Source organism: Nocardioides sp. NPDC006273 (genome assembly GCF_040613495.1).
Classification (GTDB): Bacteria; Actinomycetota; Actinomycetes; order Propionibacteriales; family Nocardioidaceae; genus Nocardioides.
In genome coordinates, this window is the sequence record NZ_JBEXSD010000057.1 from 1 (window position 1) to 20,004 (window position 20,004).

Consider the following 20,004-nt stretch of genomic DNA (forward strand, 5'->3'; position numbering starts at 1 on the left):
GGTCGCGGGCATGTGCGCCCGCGACCCCGCCGGTGTTCTTCTCAGTAGCCGTCCGATCGGTCAGACGTCGTAGGTCGCCCGGTCGATCTTGGTGTGGTAGCGCTGGCCGGTGGCGGAACCGGCGAGTGCCCCGACGAGCATCACGGCCAGCAGTACGACGCCGGCGATCAACGCGCCCCAGCCGAGCTGATCAGAGCTCAGGCCCACGCTCGGCAGCTCGACCTGCTGAGTGATGTCGTAGCTCGAGCCGAACAGTGCGCCCGCGATGGCCGCGATGATCATCACCGCGATGGCCACGAGCCACACGCCCAGGCCCTGTCGGCGGGCATCGAAGCGCGACATCCGCCCCGCGACGTACCCTCCGGCGTAGTAGCCGATGAAGAGGACCACGGCGAACGTGATCGCGGCCGCGATACCGGCCGAGTCCGCCATCGACTCCAGATCGGTCCGGGTCCAGTTCTGCTCGGAACCGACCGCGGAGGCGACCGCGGAGATGATCCCTCCGAGCAGGACGGTCAGGCCGACCGCGACGAGCCAGCCGAAGAAGCAGGCGCCCCAGTTGAAGCCCCCGTAGGTGTCGTGGAGAGCAGCACGCCGGCCCTCCTCGGCGTGACGGCGGTGCTCGGTGGCGTCTCCGGCACGCAGATGCCCGGCCTCACCGGTGGCGCTGTGCGGGCGCTCCACGCGGTCGTCGTGGCCGACGACCGCCGGTCCCCCCGGCTGATAGTCGCGTGTCGAGGCGTGGTTCTCGTCGAACCCGGTGTTGCTCTCGTCGTCATGCTTGTGATCTCGGTGGAAAAGTCCGGTCCGTACCATGACGTTCCTCCTTTGATGGGTCAGATCTCCGAGTACCCCGATCGTGGCGCCGTATGCGTTCTTCGCCGCGTGATGCGCAAGCGTCCATGTGGCGTCGGCAGATCGGCTCCTGGGTGGCTCACTCGTAGACTTGAGGCATGATCCGCCGCATCGACCTGAGGGGTGCCGACAGAGGCTCCGCTTCGACCATTGACTACCGCGCCGCCGTGCCGCGCGCCGAGTTCGACATCGAGGCGGCCACCCATGCGGTGCAGCCGATCATCGACGCGGTCCGCGACCGCGGGCAAGAGGCGATCGCGGAGTTCTCCGAGAAGTTCGACGGCGTACGCGTCGACGACATCCGGGTGCCGGCAGCCGCTCTGGCCAAGGCGCTCGAGGAGCTCGACCCGGCCATCCGCGCCGGGCTCGAGGAGTCGATCACCCGGCTGCGGGCCACTTGTGAGGCCGAGCTGGAGACCGACGCCGTCACCGACCTGGCGCCCGGCGCCCGGGTCACCCACCGCAAGGTGCCGGTGGGGCGCGTGGGGCTCTATGTGCCCGGTGGTCTGGCGCCGCTGGTCTCCTCGGTGCTGATGAACGTCGTGCCGGCGCAGGTCGCCGGGGTCTCCTCGCTCGCGCTCGCCTCGCCGCCCCAGCGCGACTTCGCGGGGCTGCCGCACCCCACCATCCTGGCCGCGTGCGCGCTGCTGGGCGTCGATGAGGTCTACGCCGTCGGTGGCGCCCAAGCGATCGCGATGTTCGCCTACGGGGTCTCCGCAGGCTCGACCTCCGGCGGGTGCGAGCGCGTCGACATGGTCACCGGTCCGGGCAACATCTACGTCGTCACTGCCAAGCGCCTGCTCAAGGGGCAGGTCGGCATCGACTCCGAGGCCGGTCCGACCGAGATCGCGATCCTCGCCGACGAGACCGCTGAGGCCGCCTATGTCGCCGCCGACCTGATCTCCCAGGCCGAGCACGACCCGCTGGCCGCCTCTGTCCTGGTCACCGACTCCGAGACGCTGGCCGCCGACGTCGAGGCCGAGCTCGAGAAGCAGGTCGCCGCCACGAAGCACGTCGAGCGGATCCGTACGTCGCTGACCGGCGCGCAGTCGGGCATCGTGCTCGTCGACGACGTCGACCAGGGCGTCGACGTCGTGAACGCGTACGCCGCCGAGCACCTCGAGATCCACACCGCCGACGCCGCCCGCGTCGCCGGCCGGATCCGCAACGCGGGTGCGATCTTCGTCGGTTCCTACGCTCCGGTGTCGCTGGGCGACTATTGCGCCGGGTCCAACCACGTCCTGCCCACCGGCGGCTGCGCCTGCCACTCCTCGGGTCTCTCGGTGCGAGCCTTCACCAAGTCGATCCACGTCGTCGACTACTCCCGGGAGGGGCTGGCGGCGGTCAAGGACCACGTGGTCACCCTCGCCGAGGCCGAGGACCTGCCGGGTCACGGCGCAGCGGTGTCGGTGAGGTTCTCGTCGTGACGACCGCCTCCTGGCCGCCGATCCGCGCCGAGCTCGCCGGGATCGAGCCCTACGGCGCTCCGCAGCTGGACGTGCCCGTCCAGCTCAACGTCAACGAGAACCCCTACCAGCCCTCCGCGGAGACGGTCGCCGACATCGCGGCCAGCGTCGGCGAGGCGGCGCGCACGCTCAACCGCTACCCGGACCGCGAGTTCGTCGCGCTGCGGGAGGGGCTGGCGGCGTACCTTCGCTCTGATGTTCCGAAGGCGCAGATCACGCCGGAGCAGGTGTGGGCGGCCAACGGGTCCAACGAGGTGATGCTGCAGCTGCTGCAGGCCTTCGGTGGTCCGGGACGCACCGCGATCAGCTTCGCGCCGACGTACTCGATGTATCCGGAGTACGCCCGCGACACCAACACCGAGTGGGTCGTCGGCCACAGGGAGAGTGACTTCGCGATCGACCTGGAGAAGGCGCGGGCGCTGGTCGAGGAGACCCGGCCCCACGTCGTGCTGCTGCCGAGCCCCAACAATCCGACCGGCACCGCGCTGCCGCCGGAGGCGGTCACGGCGCTGTGCGAGGCCGTCGGAGAGACTGGCATCGTCGTGGTCGACGAGGCCTACGGGGAGTTCCGGCGGACCGGGGTGCCCTCGGCGCTGGAGCTGCTCGCCGAGCACCGCAACCTCGTGGTCACCCGCACGATGTCGAAGGCGTTCGCCGGGGCGGGGCTGCGGCTCGGCTACCTGGCGGCCGACCCGGCGATCTGCGACGCGATCCGGGTCGTACGGCTGCCCTACCATCTCTCCGCGGTGACCCAGGCGGCGGCGAGCGCCGCACTGCGGCACGCGCCGGAGCTGCTGGGCTATGTGGCCTCCCTCCGCGAGGAGCGGGACGCGCTCGTGGCATGGCTGCGTGGGGAGGGGCTCGAGGTCGCCGACTCGGACGCCAACTTCGTCCTCTTCGGGTGCTACGCCGACCGGCACGCGGTGTGGCAGGGTCTGCTCGACCGCGGCGTGCTGATCCGCGAGACCGGCCCCGACGGATGGCTGCGGGTCTCGGTCGGGACCGCCGACGAGATGACCGCCTTCAAACAGGCTTTGACCGATGTGAACGGAGCACGAGCATGAGCGAGCGTCAGCGAGCGGCAACAAGCCTCAGGCCGCCGCGTCCGTATTCTCGGATTTGCACTACGGAGGTGGCGGCATGAGCAGCAGGACCGCCCGGATCGAGCGGGAGACCTCCGAGTCGAAGGTCGTCGTCGAGGTCGATCTCGACGGCACGGGGCGGGTGGACGTCTCGACCGGCGTCGGTTTCTACGACCACATGCTGACCGCCTTCGGGCGCCACTCGCTGGTCGATCTCACCGTGCACTCCGAGGGCGACGTGCACATCGACGCCCACCACACCGTCGAGGACACCGCGATCGTTCTCGGTCAGTGTCTTCGTGAGGCGCTGGGGGACAAGAAGGGCATCCGCCGCTTCGGCGACGCCACCCTGCCGCTCGACGAGGCGCTCGTACGCTGCGTCGTGGACGTCTCCGGGCGCCCCTACTCGGTCCACACCGGCGAGCCGGAGGGTCAGCAGTACGTTCTGCTCGGCGGCTCCGGGGTGCCCTACCTCGGCTCCCTGACCCAGCACGTCTTCGACTCCATCGCCCACCACGCCCACCTGACGCTGCACGTCAACGTGCTCGCCGGGCGCGAGCCGCACCACATCGTGGAGACGCAGTTCAAGGCGTTCGCACGGGCGTTCCGCGACGCGATCGCCTACGACCCGCGCGAGACCGGGGTCCCGTCGACGAAGGGCGCACTGTGATCGGCTCGGTGGTCGAGCTTGTCGAGACCACACCCGAGGAGACGCTCCGATGAGCGCGCCTTCGGTCGTCGTGCTCGACTACGGCTCCGGGAACGTACGCTCCGCCGTCCGCGCCGTCGAGCGTGCCGGCGCCTCGGTCGAGCTGACCGGTGACCTCGACGCCGCGATGGCGGCCGACGGGCTGCTGGTGCCCGGCGTGGGGGCGTTCGAGTCCTGTATGAACGGGCTGCGGGCGATCCGCGGCGAGCGGATCATCGCGCGGCGGCTCGCCGGCGGGCGGCCTGTGATGGGGATCTGCGTCGGTATGCAGATCCTCTTCGAGACCGGTATCGAGCACGGTGTCGAGACCGAGGGCTGCGGGGAGTGGCCGGGCGTCGTGGAGCGTCTGCAGGCGCCGATCGTGCCGCACATGGGCTGGAACACGCTCGACGTGCCGTCGGGGACGTCGTTGTTCACCGGTGTCGAGAAGGAGCGGTTCTACTTCGTCCACTCCTACGGTGTGCGCGACTGGACGCTGGTCACCAACGACCGCACCGTCGCGCCGCTGGTCACCTGGGCCGAGCACGGTGGCGACCGGTTCGTGGCCGCCGTCGAGAACGGCCCGCTGACCGCCACCCAGTTCCACCCGGAGAAGTCCGGCGACGCCGGCGCCGCTGTCCTGCGCAACTGGGTGCTCTCCTTGAAGGCGGCCTAGGTGGCCCAGACAGGAGCCCGCGCGAAGGCTCGCGCCGAGCGGGAGCGGTTGGCCGCGGCTGCCGCTGAGGAGCGGGCCGCGCAGCAGGCCAGGTCCGCTCGACGTCGCGCCCGGAAGGAGCGGCTCACGGGCTGGATCCCCGCGCGTCGGTCCCGGCCGGACAGCGCGCTCGCGGAGCGCCGGCGGCGCAACGTACGGATCCTGTTCGTCGTCCTTCTTCTCCTCAACGCGCTGATCTATCTGATCACCGAGGACGTCGGCACGGTGGTCTTCGCGGCCATCGCGTCGGTGCTGGTCGCGCCGGTGGTCTACACCCTGCTTTTCCGCCGCTGACCGAGCTCGGCGCGGCCCGGTTACGTGCCGTGGTGGGACGAGCAGGTCATGCTCTTCAACATCATCGCCGCCCGCCTCTGCGACGCCACTCGTCACGCCGGCCACGCCGACATCCTCCGCGAGACCATCGACGGGTCCGTCGGCGTCAATCGCGAGAGCGCCTGAGTGGCGGCGCCGAGCGTGCACAGGTGGGCGATCCCTGAGCGGGAGTACGCGCGACAGGAGACTCGGCGGGGCAGACGACATGCGTACCCGACCCTCGACCCGGCGAGGACCGCGTTGCTCGTCGTCGACCTCGTCCCGTTCTTCTACGAGTCGAATCCGACCTGCTACGCGATCACCCCGAACGTACATCTGCTCGCTGGTGCTCTCCGCGAGGCCGGCGGCGTCGTCGCGTGGATAGTGCCGGGCGACCCGGGGCCGAGGTCATGGGCGCGGGAGTTTCTCGGTGACCAGGTGGCGGAGATGTTTCGACGTAGCGGCGGGACCGGTCCAGTCGCGGATCGGCTCGGGCCTGGTCTCGAGACGCGCGTGGGCGACATGCTTGTCGAGAAGACGGCGACCAGCGCCCTGTTTCCGGGGAGCTCGACGCTTCACCACCAGCTTCGGGAGCGGGGCATCGAGACCGTCGTCGTCACCGGCACGCTCACCGAGGTCTGCGTCGCCGGCACGGCGCGTGATGCGGCAACGCTGGGATATCGCACGATCCTGGTCGCCGACGCCACGGCAGGTCGCGACGACGAGTCGCACAACGCGACGCTGACGACCATCTATCGGACCTTCGGCGACGTACGCAGCACCGACGATGTCCTCGGGCTCGTCGCCGCCGGAGGTCCCGTCGCCACGTGACCGACTACGACCCGAACTCACCCGGTCGGCGCGACGCCGAAACCGATTGCACACCGAACCCGGCGCGACCTAGGTTGCCGGACATGACACCTCGGCGGTTCGGGATCTGCATCGACGCCAACGACCCGGAGCGGGTCGCGCAGTTCTGGGCGGCAGTGCTCGGCCGGGAGCCCGAGACGCAGGGTGAGGAGATCAGGCTGCTCCCGCGGGCGGAGGACGACTTCCGGATCAGGTTCGTGCCCACCGATGCGCCGAAGAGGCTGGAGAACCCGCACCATCCTCATCTCACCAGCAGGCTGCCGGAGGACCAGCAGCGGACCGTCGACCGGCTGCTCGGCCTCGGTGCCACCCACCTCGACGTCGGTCAGCGGCCCGACGAGGACCACATCGTGCTCGGCGACCCGGAGGGCAACGAGCTGTGCGTGATCCCGGCCGGTAACAGCTGGCTGGCGGGGACCGGGTTCCTGGGCGAGGTCGCGGCGGACGGGTCGCGGGAGACCGGGATGTTCTGGAGCGCCGCCCTCGGCTGGCCGCTGGTCTGGGACCAGGACGGCGAGACCGCGGTCGCCACCCCGTCGGGCAGTGCCAAGGTCGCCTGGGGCGGTCCGCCGCCGGTGCCGCGCGGGCCCCGGGACCGGTTCCGCTTCGACCTGATCGCGTCCGAGGACACCGACCCTGCCGATGAGATCCAGCGCCTCGTCGGGCTCGGCGCCACGCTGCACGCCGAGACGTACGCTGACGGGCTGTGGGCGAGGCTGACGGACCCGGACGGCTACGAGTTCACGTTGCTGGCGCCTCGCTGAGCGCGTTCCTTGGTCAAGGTATGCAGCCGAAGGATCGCTTCCCGGGCGGAGTTCCGCGAGGGATCTGTTCCTCCACCTGCATACCTTGATGGAGGAACCATCTCGCAGCCGGACGGCGAGGCAGGGTTGGCGGCGTAGGGAACATAGGATCGTGCCCATGGGTGACTACCTCGAGCTCTTGCCGGCCGTCGATGTGAAGGGCGGGCAGGCCGTCCAGCTCGTTCAGGGTGTGGACGGGTCGGAGAAGCGGTTCGGCGATCCGTACGAGGCGGCGCTGCGGTGGCAGGAGGCCGGGGCGGAGTGGATCCATCTGGTGGACCTCGACGCGGCGTTCGGCCACGGCAACAACCGCGAGATCCTCGCCGGGATCGTCGGCAAACTCGACATCAAGGTCGAGATGAGCGGCGGGATCCGCGACGACGAGTCCCTCGAGGCCGCGATGGCGACCGGCTGCCGCCGCGTCAACATCGGCACCGCCGCGCTGGAGAACCCCGAGTGGACCCGGCAGGCGATCGCCACCTACGGCGACCGGGTCGCGGTGGGCCTGGACGTACGCGGCCGGACTCTGGCTGCGCGCGGCTGGACCAAGGAGGGCGGCGACCTCTACGAGACACTCGCTCGCCTGGACCAGGAGGGCTGCGCGCGCTACGTCGTCACCGACGTCAACAAGGACGGCATGCTCCAGGGCCCCAACCTCGACCTGCTGCGTGCGGTCTGCGAAGCCACCGACCGGCCGGTCGTGGCGAGCGGGGGAGTGACCACCATCGACGACATCGAGGCGCTGATGGGCCTCGTCGAGGTCGGCGTGGAGGGTGCGATCGCCGGCACGGCGCTCTACACCGGGTCCCTCGACCTCGCCGACGCGCTCGACCTCACCCTGGGACGACCGCGCGGAGACCAGTCATGACCCTTGCCATACGCGTCATCCCCTGTCTCGACGTCGACGCCGGTCGGGTCGTCAAGGGGATCAACTTCAAGGAGCTGCGCGACGCCGGCGATCCGGTGGAGCTGGCCGCGACGTACGACAAGGAAGGCGCCGACGAGCTCACCTTCCTCGACATCTCTGCCTCTCACGAGGGGCGCGCGACGACGCTCGAGATCGTCACCCGCACTGCTGAGCAGGTCTTCATCCCGCTCACCGTCGGCGGCGGGATCCGCAGCGTCGACGACGTGGACCGCATGCTTCGTGCCGGCGCGGACAAGATCGCGGTGAACACCGCGGCCATCGACCGTCCCGAGCTGATCGCCGAGATCGCCGACCGGTTCGGCAACCAGGTGCTCGTGCTGTCGGTCGACGCCCGTCGGGCGCCGGGCACCGACTCCGGTTTCGAGGTCACCACCCACGGCGGCCGCAAGTCGGCTGGGATCGATGCCATCGAGTGGGCGGTGAAGGCGGCCCAGCTCGGCGCCGGCGAGATCCTGCTCAACGCGATGGACGCCGACGGCACCGAGGACGGCTTCGACATCGACCTGATCAAGGCCGTACGCAGCGAGGTGACCGTCCCGGTCATCGCCTCCGGCGGCGCAGGGAAGGCCGAGCACTTCCCGCCCGCGGTGGAGGCCGGCGCGGACGCCGTCCTGGCAGCCACCATCTTCCACTTCGGCAAGGTACGGATCGGCGAGGTCAAGCAGGCGCTCTCCGGCGCCGGCGCCCCGGTTCGCTGACGGGGGGCATCGTCCCGCTCTGGTGGGAAAGTGTGACGTTCGCCGGGATGGTGCCGCGCGAAGCCGGCGACCAGCCGCCTAGCTCAGCAGTGCGCTCGGGATCTGTCCGTGGCGTACCCGCTGGGGGTGGTTTCCGACGTCCAGGTAGGCGAGCTCCTCACCGGTGCGGAAGTCGATCACCGCGACCGCGTCGGCGTCCGACAACGATGCCCAGCAGGTGTTGCCGAGGCCCTCGGTGGTCCAGTAGGGCTTGCCGTAGTAGTTGCCGGTGGTCTGCTCGTCGAGCGTCTTGTACTCGCCGGTCCTACGGTCGACCATCGCCACGTAGTCGTCCATCGTGCCCGCGGCACACAGCGTCTTGCCCTTGGAGTCGATCGAGAGCCCGTGGTGGGCGGAGTCGTTGACGTAGAGCTCGCGCGGCAGCTCGGTGCGCTTGGGGAGCGGGATGACTCGGGTGACGGCGCCGGTGCGGGGCTCCTCGATGGAACCGGTGGAGTAGCCGACCTTCCCGTCGATGTCGGCCGCCTGGGTGTCGAACTCGACCAGGCCGTGCAGGAACGACATCTGGAAGTAGATGAACCGCTCCCCGGGCGCGACCGCCATGGGACGTACGGCCGAGGAGATCGCGGGATATCCGGCCTCCTCCAGCTCCTTGCCCATCTCCCAGCGCTGCGAGATCTCGAAGCTGGACTCGTCGACGATCTCGAACCAGCGGTCGCCCTTGATCGCATCGTGGATCGGGCCGATCTTGATCGGCGGGATCAGGTCGGTGCCGGGGATGCTGCCGAGGCCGAGCTGGTCCAGGTTGACCAGTGGCAGCGAGTCCAGGGAGATCTCCTTCTGATCGCCGGGGAGGTAGACGCGCCCGATGGAGGCATGGAAGATGCGCGAGCCGTCCTTCGAGTAGTTGTTCTCGTGGGGTGTCTCGCCGGACTCGAACGTACGCAGCCGCTCGCCCGTCCGCGGGTCGCCGGCACCGCCCATCCAGTACTCGTGCACCGATCGGGAGGTCGAGTCGGAGACCAGCAGCTTGGTGCCGTCGGGGGAGAGGCCCATGTGGTCGGTGCGGTGACCGTCCATCTGCTGCTCGACCACGACGGAGTCGGACGAGCCCGCGAGCGCCTTCTCGATGTCGATCCAGACCACGTCGGCGAGGCTGGGGCGCGAGACCGCCAGCAGCTTGCCGTCGCGCGTGGTGAACATGTCGTCCACGAGCTGGTCGTTGCCTTCACCGGGCCCGTAGCGAACGAGGTAGTACATCGCCAGCCGCTCGGGATCCCGGTGGATCTCGGCGATCTCCTCGTCCTTGTCCGGCACCAGATCGATGCCCTTGCGGACCACCTCGAGACTGTGAGCATCGACGATCGAGGCCGTCCCGTCCCAGTTGTTGCCCACGATCATCACGTCCCGCAGCGCCTGTGGCGGGGCCGCGCTCAGTGCGGGGGCGGCTGCGGTGAGCGAGAAGACGAAGAGCATGGCGACGGTGACTGCTGCCGCACGACGCATCGCGGGACCTCCTGGGGGATTCGGTTGTCTGGAGGACAACCCCGCGGGCCGGAGGGAGGTTACGGGCGTCGCACCCGGAGCGGTCCGCTGAGCGGAACGCCATTCAACAGCGAGCATCAGAAGCCGAGGTTGGCGTTCTCGAGCTGGGTGATCTTCTCCGCGGGCCCGTCGAACGTCAGCCCGCGCACCGCATGCCGCCCGAAGCAGAAGAGGATCAGCTCGCCGACCGGGCCGGTGATGGTGACCGGTTCGTCACCGGCTCGCAGGGTGGCGGTGTGGGTGCCGTTGCTGACCACCACCGGCGTGTCGGCGGGCCGGACCAGGCCTTTGCCGAGCAGCTTCAGCGTGCGCCAGAGGTCACGTTCAGCAACGGCGGGGAGCGTACGCGGCTCCCAGTCGCTCTGGGCACGGCGGAGATCCTCGTGGTGGACGAAGAACTCGACCGTGTTGACCACCCTGTCGATCGGCGCGATCGAGTAGAGGGTGCCCTTCGGGTCGCGAAGACGATCGGCGAGATCCTCGAGCGGCTGTGCGGCGTACGCCGCCTCCGCCCTTCTCAGCGCGGGCTCGAGCGGAGACAGGAAGATGCCGGGCGCGGCCCACGGGCGACGCTCACGCACCAGCAGGTGCACGAGCATGTCCTTGACGTCCCAACCCTCGCAGAGAGTCGGTGCCGCTGGCCCGAGAGAGACGGCGGTGTCGCACAGGGCGAGGCGCTCGGAGCGCGCGAAGGAAGCCACGGTCGCACCCTATCGAGCCGTGCGGTGGCGGGCGGCCTCTAAAAGATTCGTCGCATTCACGGTGCTGGCCTAGGCTTTACCTCGAGATGAGTGACGAGGATCCAACACCCCAGCGGGCCACCACGACCGACGGGTTCAAGGTCCTCGGGGTCGCCATCCGGCGCGAATGGGCGGTCTTCACGCTCTCGGCTCTCGGATCCGCGCTCTTCGGCGCGCTGACCGTCGCCGACGCCTGGGTGCTGGGCTGGTCCACCGACCATGTGCTGGTCCCGGCCCTGCGCGACGGTGAGATCGGCGCCGGCTGGCTGTGGGCGGTGGTCGGGCTGTTCGTCGGCGTCGCGATCCTGCGAGCGGTCGGGGTGGTGGCACGCCGCCTGGGCGCCGGAGTGATGCAGTACCGCATGCAGGCGCACTCGCGCCGCGCGGTCACCCGGCAGTATCTGGCGCTCCCGCTCGCCTGGCACCACCGGCACCCGACCGGTCAGCTGCTCTCCAACGCCAACTCCGACGTCGAGGCGTCCTGGGCGCCGATCGCGCCCCTGCCGATGGCGGTCGGGACCCTCGCCATGATGGTCATCGCGATCGGGCAGATGTTCTGGACCGACGTGGTCCTGGCGTCGGTCGCGATCCTCGTCTTCCCCGCGGTCGTGGTCGCCAACCTGGTCTTCCAGCGCTTCTCCTCCCCGCTGATGACCCGTGCCCAGCAGCTGCGCGCGGAGCTCTCCGGGATCGCCCACGAGTCCTTCGACGGCGCCCTCGTCGTCAAGACGCTGGGGCGTGAGCCGGAGGAGACCACCCGCTTCCGGGACAAGGCCGAGGAGCTGCGGGACGTCAACATCCGCGCAGGCCGGATCCGCGCCGCCTTCGACCCGATCCTGGCCTCCCTGCCGAACGTCGGAGTCCTCGCCGTCCTGGCGGTCGGTGTCGGCCGGGTCTCCAGCGGTGCCGCCGCCCCCGGCGACGTCGTCCAGATCGGCTTCCTGCTCACCATCGTCGCCTTCCCGATCCGCTCCTTCGGCTGGCTGCTGGGAGAGTTCCCGCGCAGCGTCGTCGGCTACCGGCGGGTGCAGCGGGTGCTGAACGCGACCGGCCGCCTGACCTACGGCAAGGCGAGGACCAGCCGCGAGCCCACCGGCGCGCGCCTGCGGGTCGACGGCATCTCCTACGCCTACGCCGACGGCCCGACCCTTCTCGACGGTGTCGACTTCGAGGTCCAGCCCGGCCGCACCGTCGCCATCGTCGGCGAGACGGCCTCCGGCAAGAGCACCCTGACGACGCTGCTGGCCCGTCTGGTCGACCCGGAGAAGGGCCGGATCACCCTCGACGGCACCGACCTGCGCGACCTGGACGCGGGGGAGTGGGCCCGGGTCGCGGCCCTGGTGCCGCAGACCGCCTTCGTCTTCGACGATTCCGTGCGCGGCAATGTCACTCTCGGGGCCGACGTCACCGACGACGAGGTCTGGTCCGCGCTGAAGGCGGCGCAGGCCGACGGCTTCGTCACGGCGCTGCCGAACGGCCTCGACACCACCCTCGGCGAGCGTGGAGCGAGCCTCTCCGGAGGGCAACGGCAGCGCCTGGCGCTGGCCCGAGCCCTCGTACGCCGCCCCCGGCTGCTGATCCTCGACGACGCCACGTCCGCGGTCGACCCCGAGGTCGAGCAGCGCATCCTCGCCGCCCTCCGTGACGGCGCCAACGACACCAGCCTCGTCGTGGTCGCCTACCGCAAGGCCACGATCGCGCTCGCCGACGAGGTCGTGCACCTCGAGGGCGGCCGCGTCCTCGACCGTGGCACCCACACCGAGCTGCTCGCCCGCGACGAGTCCTACGCCCGCCTGGTCAACGCCTACGAGACCCCGGAGGTGGCCCAGTGACGGAGCTTCTCGAGCCCGAGACCCGGGTCGGAAGCGGCGAGGAGCTCGGCGCGATCGAGACCATCCGCCGAGGCATCAAGCACTCCCCGGAGCTGGTCGAGGGCATCCGCGGCACCATGGCCCTGGCCGTGCTCGCGAGCGTCGGCCAGGTCGTCGTGCCCGTCGTGGTCCAGCAGACCCTCGACAACGGGCTGAGCGGCCCAGGCGGCCCCGACCTCGGCTACGTCCTGCGCGCCGGGCTCTTCGCGCTGGTCGCCATCGCCGTCACGGGCTGGGCCTCGTTCATGATGACCAGCCGCCTCTTCACCGCCGCCGAGCGGGGCCTGTCCACGCTGCGTACGAAGGCCTTCCGGCACGTCCACGACCTGCCGATGCTCACCCAGTCGACCGAGCACCGCGGCGCCCTGGTCTCGCGGGTGACCAGCGACGTCGACCAGGTCAGCCAGTTCATCGTCTTCGGTGGTCTGCTCTTCATCGTCAGCATCGGGCAGATGCTGATCGCCACCGTCGTGATGGTGGTCTACTCCTGGCAGCTCGCGATCCTGGTGTGGTTCTGCTTCGGCCCGCTCTTCCTGAGCCTGCGGTTCTTCCAGCGCAAGCTGTCCGCGGCCTACACGCTCTCCCGCCGCCAGGTCGCGAAGATGCTCTCCGCGGTCTCCGAGCCGGTCGTCGGTGCCGCCGTGGTGAAGGCGTACGCTGTCGAGGACCGCACCCAGGAGCGCATCGACCGCGAAATCCATGCCACCAGCGCCGCCCAGATCAAGGCGCAGGCCTACACCTCCGTCTTCTTCAGCCTAGGCGGCCTCTCCGGCGGCCTCGCCAACGCCGGCGTGATCGTCGGCGGCGTCTCGCTGGCGCTGGCCTATCGGGGCACCGGCGGCGAGCTGAGCGTCGGCGAGATCCTGGCGTTCGCGTTCCTGGTGACGCTGTTCGTCGGCCCCGTCCAGATGGGCACCCAGATCCTCACCGACGCGCAGAACGCGATCGCGTCCTGGCGGCGCACGATCGGGATCCTGGACACGCCCGCCGACCTCGTCGACCCGGGCCCGTCCGGCGTGGTCCTGCCGCGCGGTCCGCTCTCCATCGAGTTCGACGCGGTGACCTTCGCCTATCCCGGCGGTCGCCCGGTCCTCCACGACATCTCCTTCGAGATCGCGCCCGGGCGCAGGGTCGCCGTGGTCGGCGAGACCGGCTCGGGGAAGTCGACCATCGCCAAGCTGCTCACCAGGGTCATGGACGTCACCCACGGGCAGGTCCGCCTCGACGGCGTGGACGTACGCGAGGTCGGCAACGTCTCGTTGCGCACCAGCGTCGTGCTCGTCCCGCAGGAGGGCTTCCTCTTCGACTCCACCCTCGCCGAGAACGTACGCTATGGCCGGCTGTCCGCGACCGACGAGGAGATCGTGGAAGCGGCTCGGGTCCTCGGCCTCGGTGACTGGCTGGCCGGCCTCCCCGACGGCGTCCGCACGAACGTCGGTCAGCGCGGTGAGTCGCTCTCGGCCGGCGAGCGGCAGCTCGTGGCACTTCTGCGCGCCCAGCTCGCCGACCCCGACCTGCTGGTCCTCGACGAGGCCACCTCCGCCGTCGACCCGCGCCTGGAGATGCGGATCAACCGCGCCCTGGAGCGGCTGATGAGCGGACGCACCTCGGTCACCATCGCCCATCGCCTCTCCACCGCAGAGGCCGCAGACGAGGTGCTCGTCATCGACGCCGGCCACCTCGCCCAGCGTGGTCCGCACGCCGACCTGGTGGCGCAGGCGGGCTCGACGTACGCACGCCTGCACTCCTCCTGGGTCGCGCAGCAGGGCAGCTGACCCTCCCCGCCGAAACGTCAGAAAGTGACGTCTCGGGGCTAGATGATTGATGCGCGGTCTGACCGGCCGCTTCACGCTCGGCATCCGCGCTCGCGGCGTTGCCGCCCCTCGAAAGACACCCGGTATTCCTTCGAGGCGGCGCCTTGCGAGCGCGGCGCCGAGCGCGAATCGGCTCGCCCAGCCCTTGCATCAATCATCTAGGCGGCGAGCGCGGTGAACGGGGGCCAGGGGAGGTTGCGGAAGATCGTGAAGACGACGGTCAGCGCCAGCCAGGTGTAGAGCGCGGCGGGGGAGCGGGCCCAGCCGGGAGCGGGGCGATCGCCGACGCGGTCGCGAAGCCAGTAGAACCAGAGCAGCGCCAGCAGCGGCAGCCCGAGCAGGAACATCAGCGCGTTGTGGCCGATCGCGCCGGCGACATCACCTGAGAGCAGCGACATCGTGCCGCGGGTCATCCCGCAGCCGGGGCAGTCGATGCCGGTGAGCGCGTGGAGCGGGCAGGGCGGGACGTAGGACACCAATCCCGGAGAGACGGCGAACACGGCCGCGAGGCCCGCCCCGCCGGCCACGACGGCCAGTGGGACGAGCCCCGCGCGTACCCGTGAGGGTGTGGTCACATGCTCGTCGAGCTGGACGCGGCGAAGAGCGTGACCGAGGCGATGACGTAGAGGACGATCACGACGACGCCGGTGATGGCGCCGATGAGGCCCCACTTCTTGGCGCCCGCAGCGTCGCCCTGGACCGCCTTGACGATCGAGACGATGCCGAAGGGGATGCAGCAGAAGATCGTGACCAGGATGCCGATCACGAGGGCGCCGGTGTCGGTCTGCTTCGCAGGTGCCGGCGGCGGGGTGGGGTAAGACATGGTGCGGGTTTCTCCAGTTTGCTCAGTCGACCCTGAAGGCCGGCTCGTAGGGCCTCGCCGAGATCGGCCCAGTTGACCGGCAGAGTCTGGCAGCCCGGGGCTTCCGGATCGCCGGATCGCCGCGGCGACATGCCGGTTGTGTCCGTACTGTTGCCCGGCTGGATACTGGAGCCGTGACTAGACCCACGAGCGAGGGACTGGACCCCGCCATCGCCGACCGCCTCAAGCGCGACCCCGAAGGGCTGGTGCCAGCGGTGGCGCAGCAGCATGACACCGGCGAGGTGCTGATGCTCGGCTACATGGACGACGAGGCGTTGGCGCGCACGCTCGCGACCGGCCGGGCGACGTACTGGTCCCGCAGCCGGCAGGAGTACTGGGTCAAGGGAGAGACCTCCGGCCACCACCAGTACGTCAAGGAGGTGCGTCTGGACTGCGACGGCGACACGATCCTGCTCAAGGTCGACCAGGTGGGTCCGGCCTGCCACACCGGCGACCACACCTGCTTCGACGCCGGCCTGCTCTCGCAGGGCGCTGGCTCGTGAGGTCCTTCGGCCCGACGGTCACCGCGGGTCTCGCCGGCGCGGCGCTGGCCGCGTGGGCCGGGTCCAACGAGTGGGTCAAGGTGACCGCGCCGGCCCAGATGCCCGCCGACCTCAACGACTCTCCGGCCACCACCGGGCTGGCCCTGGTCGCCCTCGCGGCCTGGGGCGTGGTCCTGGTCACCCGTGGCCTCGTACGCCGCCTGGTGGCCGGCCTCGCCGGCCTGGCCGGGGTCGGGGTGATCGTCACCTTCTTCGGCCATCCCGGGATCGACGCGCTCGGCCGGGCGATCGACTCCGAGGTCGTGTGGGGCGAGACCGAGCACACCACCACCCTCTGGCCCTATCTCGCGCTCCTCGGGGCGGTCCTGACCGTGGCGGCGGCCGTCGCGGCCCTGCGCCTGGCGCCCTCGTGGCCCGAGATGGGCCGCAGGTATGACGCCCCGGCGACCTCGAAGGCCGAGCGGAAGCCGTTGGAGGAGCAGTCCACGATCGACGTCTGGAAGTCGTTGGACGAGGGTCGGGACCCGACGACGGGGGATCAATGAATACACTGCAGCCAAGCAAAAGAACTCGCAGAGGAGTCATCGCATGTCCGCCAGCCACGGCAACACCCCGGCAGCCTGGATCGCAGTCGCGGTCGGCCTCCTCGGGTTCCTGATCGGCAGCGTCGCCATGATGCTCGACCCGATCAGCTGGTTCATCTTCTGGGTCGGTGTCGCCGTCACTGTCGTCGGTGGCCTGCTCTTCATCGTGCTCGCCAAGCTCGGCTTCAACGTCGAGTCACACTGAGCCTGTGAGACAGCGAGGCCCCCGGCGGATTCGCCGGGGGCCTCGCTGATGTCATAGCCGGACTCAGTAGGTGCTGGTGCTACCGCTGACGCTCAGGGCGCCGGTGGCGTAGAGGATGATCGCCAGCACGGTCCAGATGATCGAGATGATCCCGAGGATGAAACCAGCGGTCGCCATTCCGCGCCCGCTGATCGCTCCGCCGGAGGCGTCGATCTCTCCCTGTGCCTGCTTGCCGAGGATCAGCGCGGGGATTCCCGTGAAGATGCCGCAGCAGACGAGGCCGAGAATGCCGAGGACAAGTGCCCAGATCGCCTTCTTGCTGTTGCCTGCAGGCTGCCCGGGTGCCGGCGACCCGTACTGCGGTGGCGGCGGCGGAGTTCCGTAGCTCATGTGTCTGACCTCCAAAGTCAGGCGAGTTGGGTTGAGATGGAAAGAACTTAACGTTTCCCGCCCGCACTGTGGCGCCAAATCGGGCGTGTCACGGTTCGGGTGAGAGGCTTTGCACGTGGGTCATACCCGGAAACGAGAGGTTTAAACATGTCGGTGCTCGAAAAGATCATCGACGGCGTACGTCTGGACCTGGCGCAGCGTCAGGCGACGGTGCCGGAGGCGGACCTGCGGGCCCGGCTGGCCGACGTCGACGCGCCCCGCGACCCGATGCCGCACCTGCGTGCGGCCGGCAGCAGCGTGATCGCCGAGGTGAAGCGGAAGAGCCCCTCCAAGGGTGCTCTCGCCGACATCCCCGACCCGGCCGCGCTGGCCGCGAAGTACGCCGCCGGCGGTGCCGCCGCGATCTCGGTGCTCACCGAGGAGCGCCGTTTCGGCGGCTCCCTCGCCGATCTGCGCGCCGTCCGGGCGGCTGTCGAGACGCCGATCCTGCGCAAGGACTTCATCGTCGAGCCCTACCAGCTGCTCGAGGCCAGGGCGGCGGGCGCGGACCTGGCGCTGCTGATCGTCGCCGCGCTGGACGACGACACGCTGCGCAGCCTCTACGAATACGCGCGCGAGCTGGGGCTGACCGTGCTGGTCGAGACCCACGACGAGGACGAGGTCGCCCGGGCGGTCGATCTCGGCGCCGAGCTGATCGGCGTCAACGCCCGCAACCTGAAGACTCTCGAGATCGACCAGGACGTCTTCGGCCGGCTGGCGCCGCTCATCCCCGAGGACCGGGTGAAGGTCGCCGAGTCCGGCATCTTCACCGCCACCGATGTCAAGCGCCACGTCACCGAAGGGGCCCGTGCGGTCCTCGTCGGCGAGGCGCTGGTCAAGCATGGCGACCCGCAAGGCACGGTCGCCGAGTTCACCGGAATCCAAGGCTAGGCCGAGAGCAGATGCAGCCATGACAACTCACATCCACGAAACGACGAGCTACGACGCCGACGAGTTCGGCTGGTTCGGCGGCGAGGCCGAGGGCTTCGGCGGCCGCTTCATGCCCGAGGCGCTGATGAAGGCGCTCAACGAGCTCGACGAGGCCTGGCAGGGCGCCAAGGCAGACCCCGCGTTCGTGGCCGAGTTCGATGCGATCCTGCGTGACTACGCCAACCTGCCGAGCCCGCTCTACCACGCCACCCGGCTCTCCGATCAGCTCGGCGTGCGGGTCCTCCTCAAGCGCGAGGACCTCAACCACACCGGCGCCCACAAGATCCGCAACGTGCTCGGCCAGGCGCTGCTCACCAAGCGGATGGGCAAGACCCGGGTGATCGCCGAGACCGGGGCGGGACAGCACGGCGTCGCCTCCGCGACCGCGGCTGCCTACTTCGGCCTGGACTGCACCGTCTACATGGGCAAGGTCGACACCGACCGCCAGGCGCTCAACGTGGCCCGGATGCGGCTGCTCGGCGCCGAGGTCGTCCCGGTGCCCTCCGGCAGCGGCACTCTCAAGGACGCCATCAACGAGGCGCTGCGCGACTGGGTCGCATCCGTCGACCACACCGCCTACCTCTTCGGCACCGCCGCCGGGCCCCACCCGTTCCCGACGCTGGTCAGGGACCTCGTGCGCGGCATCGGCGACGAGGCCCGGGTGCAGGCCATCGAGCAGTTCGGCGGGCTCCCGGACGCCGTCGTCGCCGCGGTCGGTGGCGGCTCCAACGCGATCGGGCTCTTCACCGCGTTCCTGGACGACGAGGACGTCGAGATCCACGGCTTCGAGGCGGGGGGAGACGGCTTCGAGACCGGCCGTCACGCCGCCACCATCCAGGCCAACGACCCCGGCGTGCTGCACGGCGCCCGCACCTACGTGCTCCAGGACGATGACGGCCAGACCATCGAGTCCCACTCGATCTCGGCCGGCCTCGACTATCCCGGCGTCGGCCCGCAGCACGCCTGGCTGGCCAAGTCCGGCCGGGTCTCCTACACCTCGATCACCGACAAGGAGGCGATGGAGGCCTTCGCGCTGCTCTCGCGCGCGGAGGGCATCATCCCCGCGATCGAGTCCGCGCACGCGATCGCCGGCGCCATCAAGATCGCGCCCGAGGTCAAGGAGCGTCACGGCGAGGGCGCCACGATCCTGATCAACCTGTCCGGTCGCGGCGACAAGGACATGGGCACGGCCATCGAGTACTTCGGACTGGGGGATGCAAAGTGAGTACGTCGGTAGCGTTCGAGAAGGCGAAGGCCGAGAACCGCGCCGCCCTGGTCGGCTACCTCCCGGCGGGCTTCCCGACGGTCGAGGGGTCGATCGAGGCGCTGACCACGATGGTCGAGGCCGGCTGCGACATCATCGAGATCGGCCTGCCCTACTCCGACCCGGTGATGGACGGCCCCACGATCCAGGATGCCGTGCAGCAGGCGCTCGACGGCGGCGTACGCGTCGACGACGTGTTCCGCGTCGTCGAGGCCGTGGCCGCCACCGGGGTTCCGACCCTGGTGATGACCAGCTGGAACCCGATCGATCGCCGCGGCGTGGACCGCTTCGCCCAGCAGCTGCAGGACGCGGGTGGCACGGGCCTGATCACGCCCGACATCACCCCCGACTTCGCGGAGGAGTGGATCGAGGCCGCCGACGCCCGCGATCTCGACAAGGTCTTCCTGGTCGCCCCGAGCAGCACCGACGAGCGGATCGCGATGACCACGGCCCAGTGCCGTGGCTTCGTCTACGCCACCGCGGTCATGGGTGTCACCGGCGCCCGCGCGAAGACCTCCGAGCTGGCCGCCCCCTTGGTCGCCCGCACCAAGCGGCTCAGCCCTGCTGGGACCGACCTGCCCGTCGGCGTCGGCCTCGGGGTCAGCAACGGCGCCCAGGCGGCCGAGATGGCCGCCTACGCGGACGGAGTCATCGTCGGCTCCGCCTTCGTGCGTACGTTGCTGGACAACCGCTCCGACGAGCAGGCGGCGCTCAAGGCGCTGGCGAGCCTGACCGAGGACCTGGCAGCGGGAGTCCGCGCGCGTTGAGACTCCTCGTACTGCCTGTTCTGCTGATCCTAGTCGGACTTCTGTCCGGTTGTGGGGCGCCCGCGACCGGCCA

24 protein-coding genes are annotated in these 20,004 nt (G+C 70.0%); 18 read left to right on the plus strand and 6 right to left on the minus strand.

Features of this window, described 5'->3' with window-relative positions; translation table 11 throughout:
• Positions 1-60: 60 nt before the first annotated feature.
• Complete coding sequence (locus tag ABZZ22_RS21355) at positions 61-816, minus strand: hypothetical protein (protein WP_354935524.1); 756 nt, start codon at positions 814-816, stop codon at positions 61-63.
• A gap of 137 nt (positions 817-953) precedes the next feature.
• On the opposite strand from ABZZ22_RS21355, the gene hisD reads away from it, so the two are divergent.
• The 10 genes from hisD to hisF all read left to right on the plus strand — a co-directional run bounded on the left by hisD (position 954) and on the right by hisF (position 8,417).
• Positions 954-2,282: a histidinol dehydrogenase gene (gene hisD / locus ABZZ22_RS21360; RefSeq protein ID WP_354935527.1), complete on the plus strand. Its 1,329-nt coding sequence runs from the start codon at positions 954-956 to the stop codon at positions 2,280-2,282.
• Positions 2,279-3,385 (plus strand): histidinol-phosphate transaminase, encoded by a 1,107-nt coding sequence (locus ABZZ22_RS21365; protein ID WP_354935530.1) that lies wholly within the window; start codon positions 2,279-2,281, stop codon positions 3,383-3,385. The genes hisD and ABZZ22_RS21365 overlap by 4 nt, the downstream gene beginning before the upstream one ends.
• A 76-nt stretch (positions 3,386-3,461) precedes the next feature.
• Complete coding sequence (gene hisB / locus ABZZ22_RS21370; protein WP_354935533.1) at positions 3,462-4,073, plus strand: imidazoleglycerol-phosphate dehydratase HisB; 612 nt, start codon at positions 3,462-3,464, stop codon at positions 4,071-4,073.
• A 49-nt stretch (positions 4,074-4,122) separates the two neighbouring features.
• Entirely contained in the window at positions 4,123-4,767 is a 645-nt protein-coding gene (gene hisH, locus ABZZ22_RS21375) for an imidazole glycerol phosphate synthase subunit HisH (RefSeq protein ID WP_354935536.1), read from the plus strand.
• Positions 4,768-5,100, plus strand: coding sequence for a hypothetical protein (locus ABZZ22_RS21380; RefSeq protein WP_354935539.1), 333 nt, complete (start codon positions 4,768-4,770; stop codon positions 5,098-5,100).
• A gap of 24 nt (positions 5,101-5,124) precedes the next feature.
• Entirely contained in the window at positions 5,125-5,265 is a 141-nt protein-coding gene (locus tag ABZZ22_RS21385) for a DUF664 domain-containing protein (protein WP_354935542.1), read from the plus strand.
• A 15-nt stretch (positions 5,266-5,280) separates the two neighbouring features.
• Positions 5,281-5,949, plus strand: a complete 669-nt coding sequence (locus ABZZ22_RS21390) for a cysteine hydrolase (protein ID WP_354935545.1) — start codon at positions 5,281-5,283, stop codon at positions 5,947-5,949.
• A gap of 83 nt (positions 5,950-6,032) precedes the next feature.
• The gene (locus ABZZ22_RS21395; RefSeq protein ID WP_354935548.1) at positions 6,033-6,752 is read left to right on the plus strand and encodes a VOC family protein; all 720 of its coding nucleotides are present in this window, start codon (positions 6,033-6,035) and stop codon (positions 6,750-6,752) included.
• 157 nt (positions 6,753-6,909) lie between these two features.
• Complete coding sequence (gene priA / locus ABZZ22_RS21400) at positions 6,910-7,659, plus strand: bifunctional 1-(5-phosphoribosyl)-5-((5-phosphoribosylamino)methylideneamino)imidazole-4-carboxamide isomerase/phosphoribosylanthranilate isomerase PriA (RefSeq protein WP_354935551.1); 750 nt, start codon at positions 6,910-6,912, stop codon at positions 7,657-7,659.
• Complete coding sequence (gene hisF, locus ABZZ22_RS21405) at positions 7,656-8,417, plus strand: imidazole glycerol phosphate synthase subunit HisF (RefSeq protein ID WP_354935554.1); 762 nt, start codon at positions 7,656-7,658, stop codon at positions 8,415-8,417. Before priA ends, hisF begins: the two co-directional genes overlap by 4 nt.
• A gap of 78 nt (positions 8,418-8,495) precedes the next feature.
• On the opposite strand, the gene ABZZ22_RS21410 is transcribed toward hisF, so the two are convergent.
• Together ABZZ22_RS21410 and ABZZ22_RS21415 are read right to left on the minus strand one after the other, a co-directional pair.
• Positions 8,496-9,923, minus strand: a complete 1,428-nt coding sequence (locus tag ABZZ22_RS21410; protein ID WP_354935557.1) for a serine/threonine protein kinase — start codon at positions 9,921-9,923, stop codon at positions 8,496-8,498.
• A 116-nt stretch (positions 9,924-10,039) separates the two neighbouring features.
• Positions 10,040-10,663, minus strand: coding sequence for a TIGR03085 family metal-binding protein (locus ABZZ22_RS21415; protein ID WP_354935560.1), 624 nt, complete (start codon positions 10,661-10,663; stop codon positions 10,040-10,042).
• Positions 10,664-10,749: 86 nt separating this feature from the next.
• Between ABZZ22_RS21415 and ABZZ22_RS21420 the strand changes: the two genes are divergently transcribed.
• Together ABZZ22_RS21420 and ABZZ22_RS21425 are read left to right on the plus strand one after the other, a co-directional pair.
• Positions 10,750-12,534, plus strand: coding sequence for an ABC transporter ATP-binding protein (locus tag ABZZ22_RS21420; protein ID WP_354935564.1), 1,785 nt, complete (start codon positions 10,750-10,752; stop codon positions 12,532-12,534).
• Positions 12,531-14,348 carry an ABC transporter ATP-binding protein gene (locus tag ABZZ22_RS21425; protein ID WP_354935567.1) on the plus strand — a complete coding sequence of 606 codons (1,818 nt, stop codon included), beginning with the start codon at positions 12,531-12,533 and terminating at the stop codon, positions 14,346-14,348. The genes ABZZ22_RS21420 and ABZZ22_RS21425 overlap by 4 nt, the downstream gene beginning before the upstream one ends.
• 197 nt (positions 14,349-14,545) lie before the next feature.
• Here ABZZ22_RS21425 and ABZZ22_RS21430 read toward each other — a convergent pair whose 3' ends face one another.
• A complete protein-coding gene (locus ABZZ22_RS21430; RefSeq protein WP_354935570.1) occupies positions 14,546-14,962 on the minus strand; it encodes a DUF2752 domain-containing protein in 417 nt (138 codons plus the stop codon).
• Positions 14,959-15,210 carry a CD225/dispanin family protein gene (locus ABZZ22_RS21435; protein ID WP_354935573.1) on the minus strand — a complete coding sequence of 84 codons (252 nt, stop codon included), beginning with the start codon at positions 15,208-15,210 and terminating at the stop codon, positions 14,959-14,961. Before ABZZ22_RS21435 ends, ABZZ22_RS21430 begins: the two co-directional genes overlap by 4 nt.
• 173 nt (positions 15,211-15,383) lie before the next feature.
• Between ABZZ22_RS21435 and hisI the strand changes: the two genes are divergently transcribed.
• From hisI to ABZZ22_RS21450, 3 genes are read left to right on the plus strand one after another with little or no spacing between them, the layout of a single operon-like run.
• Positions 15,384-15,752, plus strand: a complete 369-nt coding sequence (gene hisI, locus ABZZ22_RS21440) for a phosphoribosyl-AMP cyclohydrolase (RefSeq protein WP_354935576.1) — start codon at positions 15,384-15,386, stop codon at positions 15,750-15,752.
• Entirely contained in the window at positions 15,749-16,297 is a 549-nt protein-coding gene (locus tag ABZZ22_RS21445) for a Trp biosynthesis-associated membrane protein (RefSeq protein WP_354935579.1), read from the plus strand. Before hisI ends, ABZZ22_RS21445 begins: the two co-directional genes overlap by 4 nt.
• Positions 16,298-16,340: 43 nt before the next feature.
• The gene (locus tag ABZZ22_RS21450; RefSeq protein ID WP_292644314.1) at positions 16,341-16,541 is read left to right on the plus strand and encodes an HGxxPAAW family protein; all 201 of its coding nucleotides are present in this window, start codon (positions 16,341-16,343) and stop codon (positions 16,539-16,541) included.
• 63 nt (positions 16,542-16,604) lie between these two features.
• Here ABZZ22_RS21450 and ABZZ22_RS21455 read toward each other — a convergent pair whose 3' ends face one another.
• Positions 16,605-16,931, minus strand: a complete 327-nt coding sequence (locus ABZZ22_RS21455; RefSeq protein WP_354935582.1) for a DUF4190 domain-containing protein — start codon at positions 16,929-16,931, stop codon at positions 16,605-16,607.
• 147 nt (positions 16,932-17,078) lie between these two features.
• Between ABZZ22_RS21455 and trpC the strand changes: the two genes are divergently transcribed.
• Genes trpC through trpA form a run of 3 tightly spaced genes read left to right on the plus strand, consistent with a single transcriptional unit; the run spans position 17,079 to position 19,931 of the window.
• The gene (trpC, locus tag ABZZ22_RS21460; RefSeq protein ID WP_354935585.1) at positions 17,079-17,861 is read left to right on the plus strand and encodes an indole-3-glycerol phosphate synthase TrpC; all 783 of its coding nucleotides are present in this window, start codon (positions 17,079-17,081) and stop codon (positions 17,859-17,861) included.
• A 19-nt stretch (positions 17,862-17,880) separates the two neighbouring features.
• Positions 17,881-19,125 (plus strand): tryptophan synthase subunit beta, encoded by a 1,245-nt coding sequence (trpB, locus tag ABZZ22_RS21465; protein ID WP_354935588.1) that lies wholly within the window; start codon positions 17,881-17,883, stop codon positions 19,123-19,125.
• The gene (gene trpA, locus ABZZ22_RS21470) at positions 19,122-19,931 is read left to right on the plus strand and encodes a tryptophan synthase subunit alpha (protein WP_354935591.1); all 810 of its coding nucleotides are present in this window, start codon (positions 19,122-19,124) and stop codon (positions 19,929-19,931) included. The genes trpB and trpA overlap by 4 nt, the downstream gene beginning before the upstream one ends.
• The last annotated feature ends 73 nt before the right edge of the window (positions 19,932-20,004 follow it).

Excerpts from the sequence above, each read along its gene's own strand:
- ABZZ22_RS21455 (WP_354935582.1), bottom strand. The coding sequence starts at position 16,931 with ATGAGCTACGGAACTCCGCCGCCGCCACCGCAGTACGGGTCGCCGGCA.
- hisD (WP_354935527.1), top strand. The coding sequence starts at position 954 with ATGATCCGCCGCATCGACCTGAGGGGTGCCGACAGAGGCTCCGCTTCG.
- ABZZ22_RS21450 (WP_292644314.1), top strand. The coding sequence starts at position 16,341 with ATGTCCGCCAGCCACGGCAACACCCCGGCAGCCTGGATCGCAGTCGCG.
- hisF (WP_354935554.1), top strand. The coding sequence starts at position 7,656 with ATGACCCTTGCCATACGCGTCATCCCCTGTCTCGACGTCGACGCCGGT.
- hisH (WP_354935536.1), top strand. The coding sequence starts at position 4,123 with ATGAGCGCGCCTTCGGTCGTCGTGCTCGACTACGGCTCCGGGAACGTA.
- trpC (WP_354935585.1), top strand. The coding sequence starts at position 17,079 with ATGTCGGTGCTCGAAAAGATCATCGACGGCGTACGTCTGGACCTGGCG.
- hisB (WP_354935533.1), top strand. The coding sequence starts at position 3,462 with ATGAGCAGCAGGACCGCCCGGATCGAGCGGGAGACCTCCGAGTCGAAG.
- ABZZ22_RS21420 (WP_354935564.1), top strand. The coding sequence starts at position 10,750 with ATGAGTGACGAGGATCCAACACCCCAGCGGGCCACCACGACCGACGGG.
- ABZZ22_RS21435 (WP_354935573.1), bottom strand. The coding sequence starts at position 15,210 with ATGTCTTACCCCACCCCGCCGCCGGCACCTGCGAAGCAGACCGACACC.
- priA (WP_354935551.1), top strand. The coding sequence starts at position 6,910 with ATGGGTGACTACCTCGAGCTCTTGCCGGCCGTCGATGTGAAGGGCGGG.
- ABZZ22_RS21410 (WP_354935557.1), bottom strand. The coding sequence starts at position 9,923 with ATGCGTCGTGCGGCAGCAGTCACCGTCGCCATGCTCTTCGTCTTCTCG.
- ABZZ22_RS21355 (WP_354935524.1), bottom strand. The coding sequence starts at position 816 with ATGGTACGGACCGGACTTTTCCACCGAGATCACAAGCATGACGACGAG.
- trpB (WP_354935588.1), top strand. The coding sequence starts at position 17,881 with ATGACAACTCACATCCACGAAACGACGAGCTACGACGCCGACGAGTTC.
- ABZZ22_RS21395 (WP_354935548.1), top strand. The coding sequence starts at position 6,033 with ATGACACCTCGGCGGTTCGGGATCTGCATCGACGCCAACGACCCGGAG.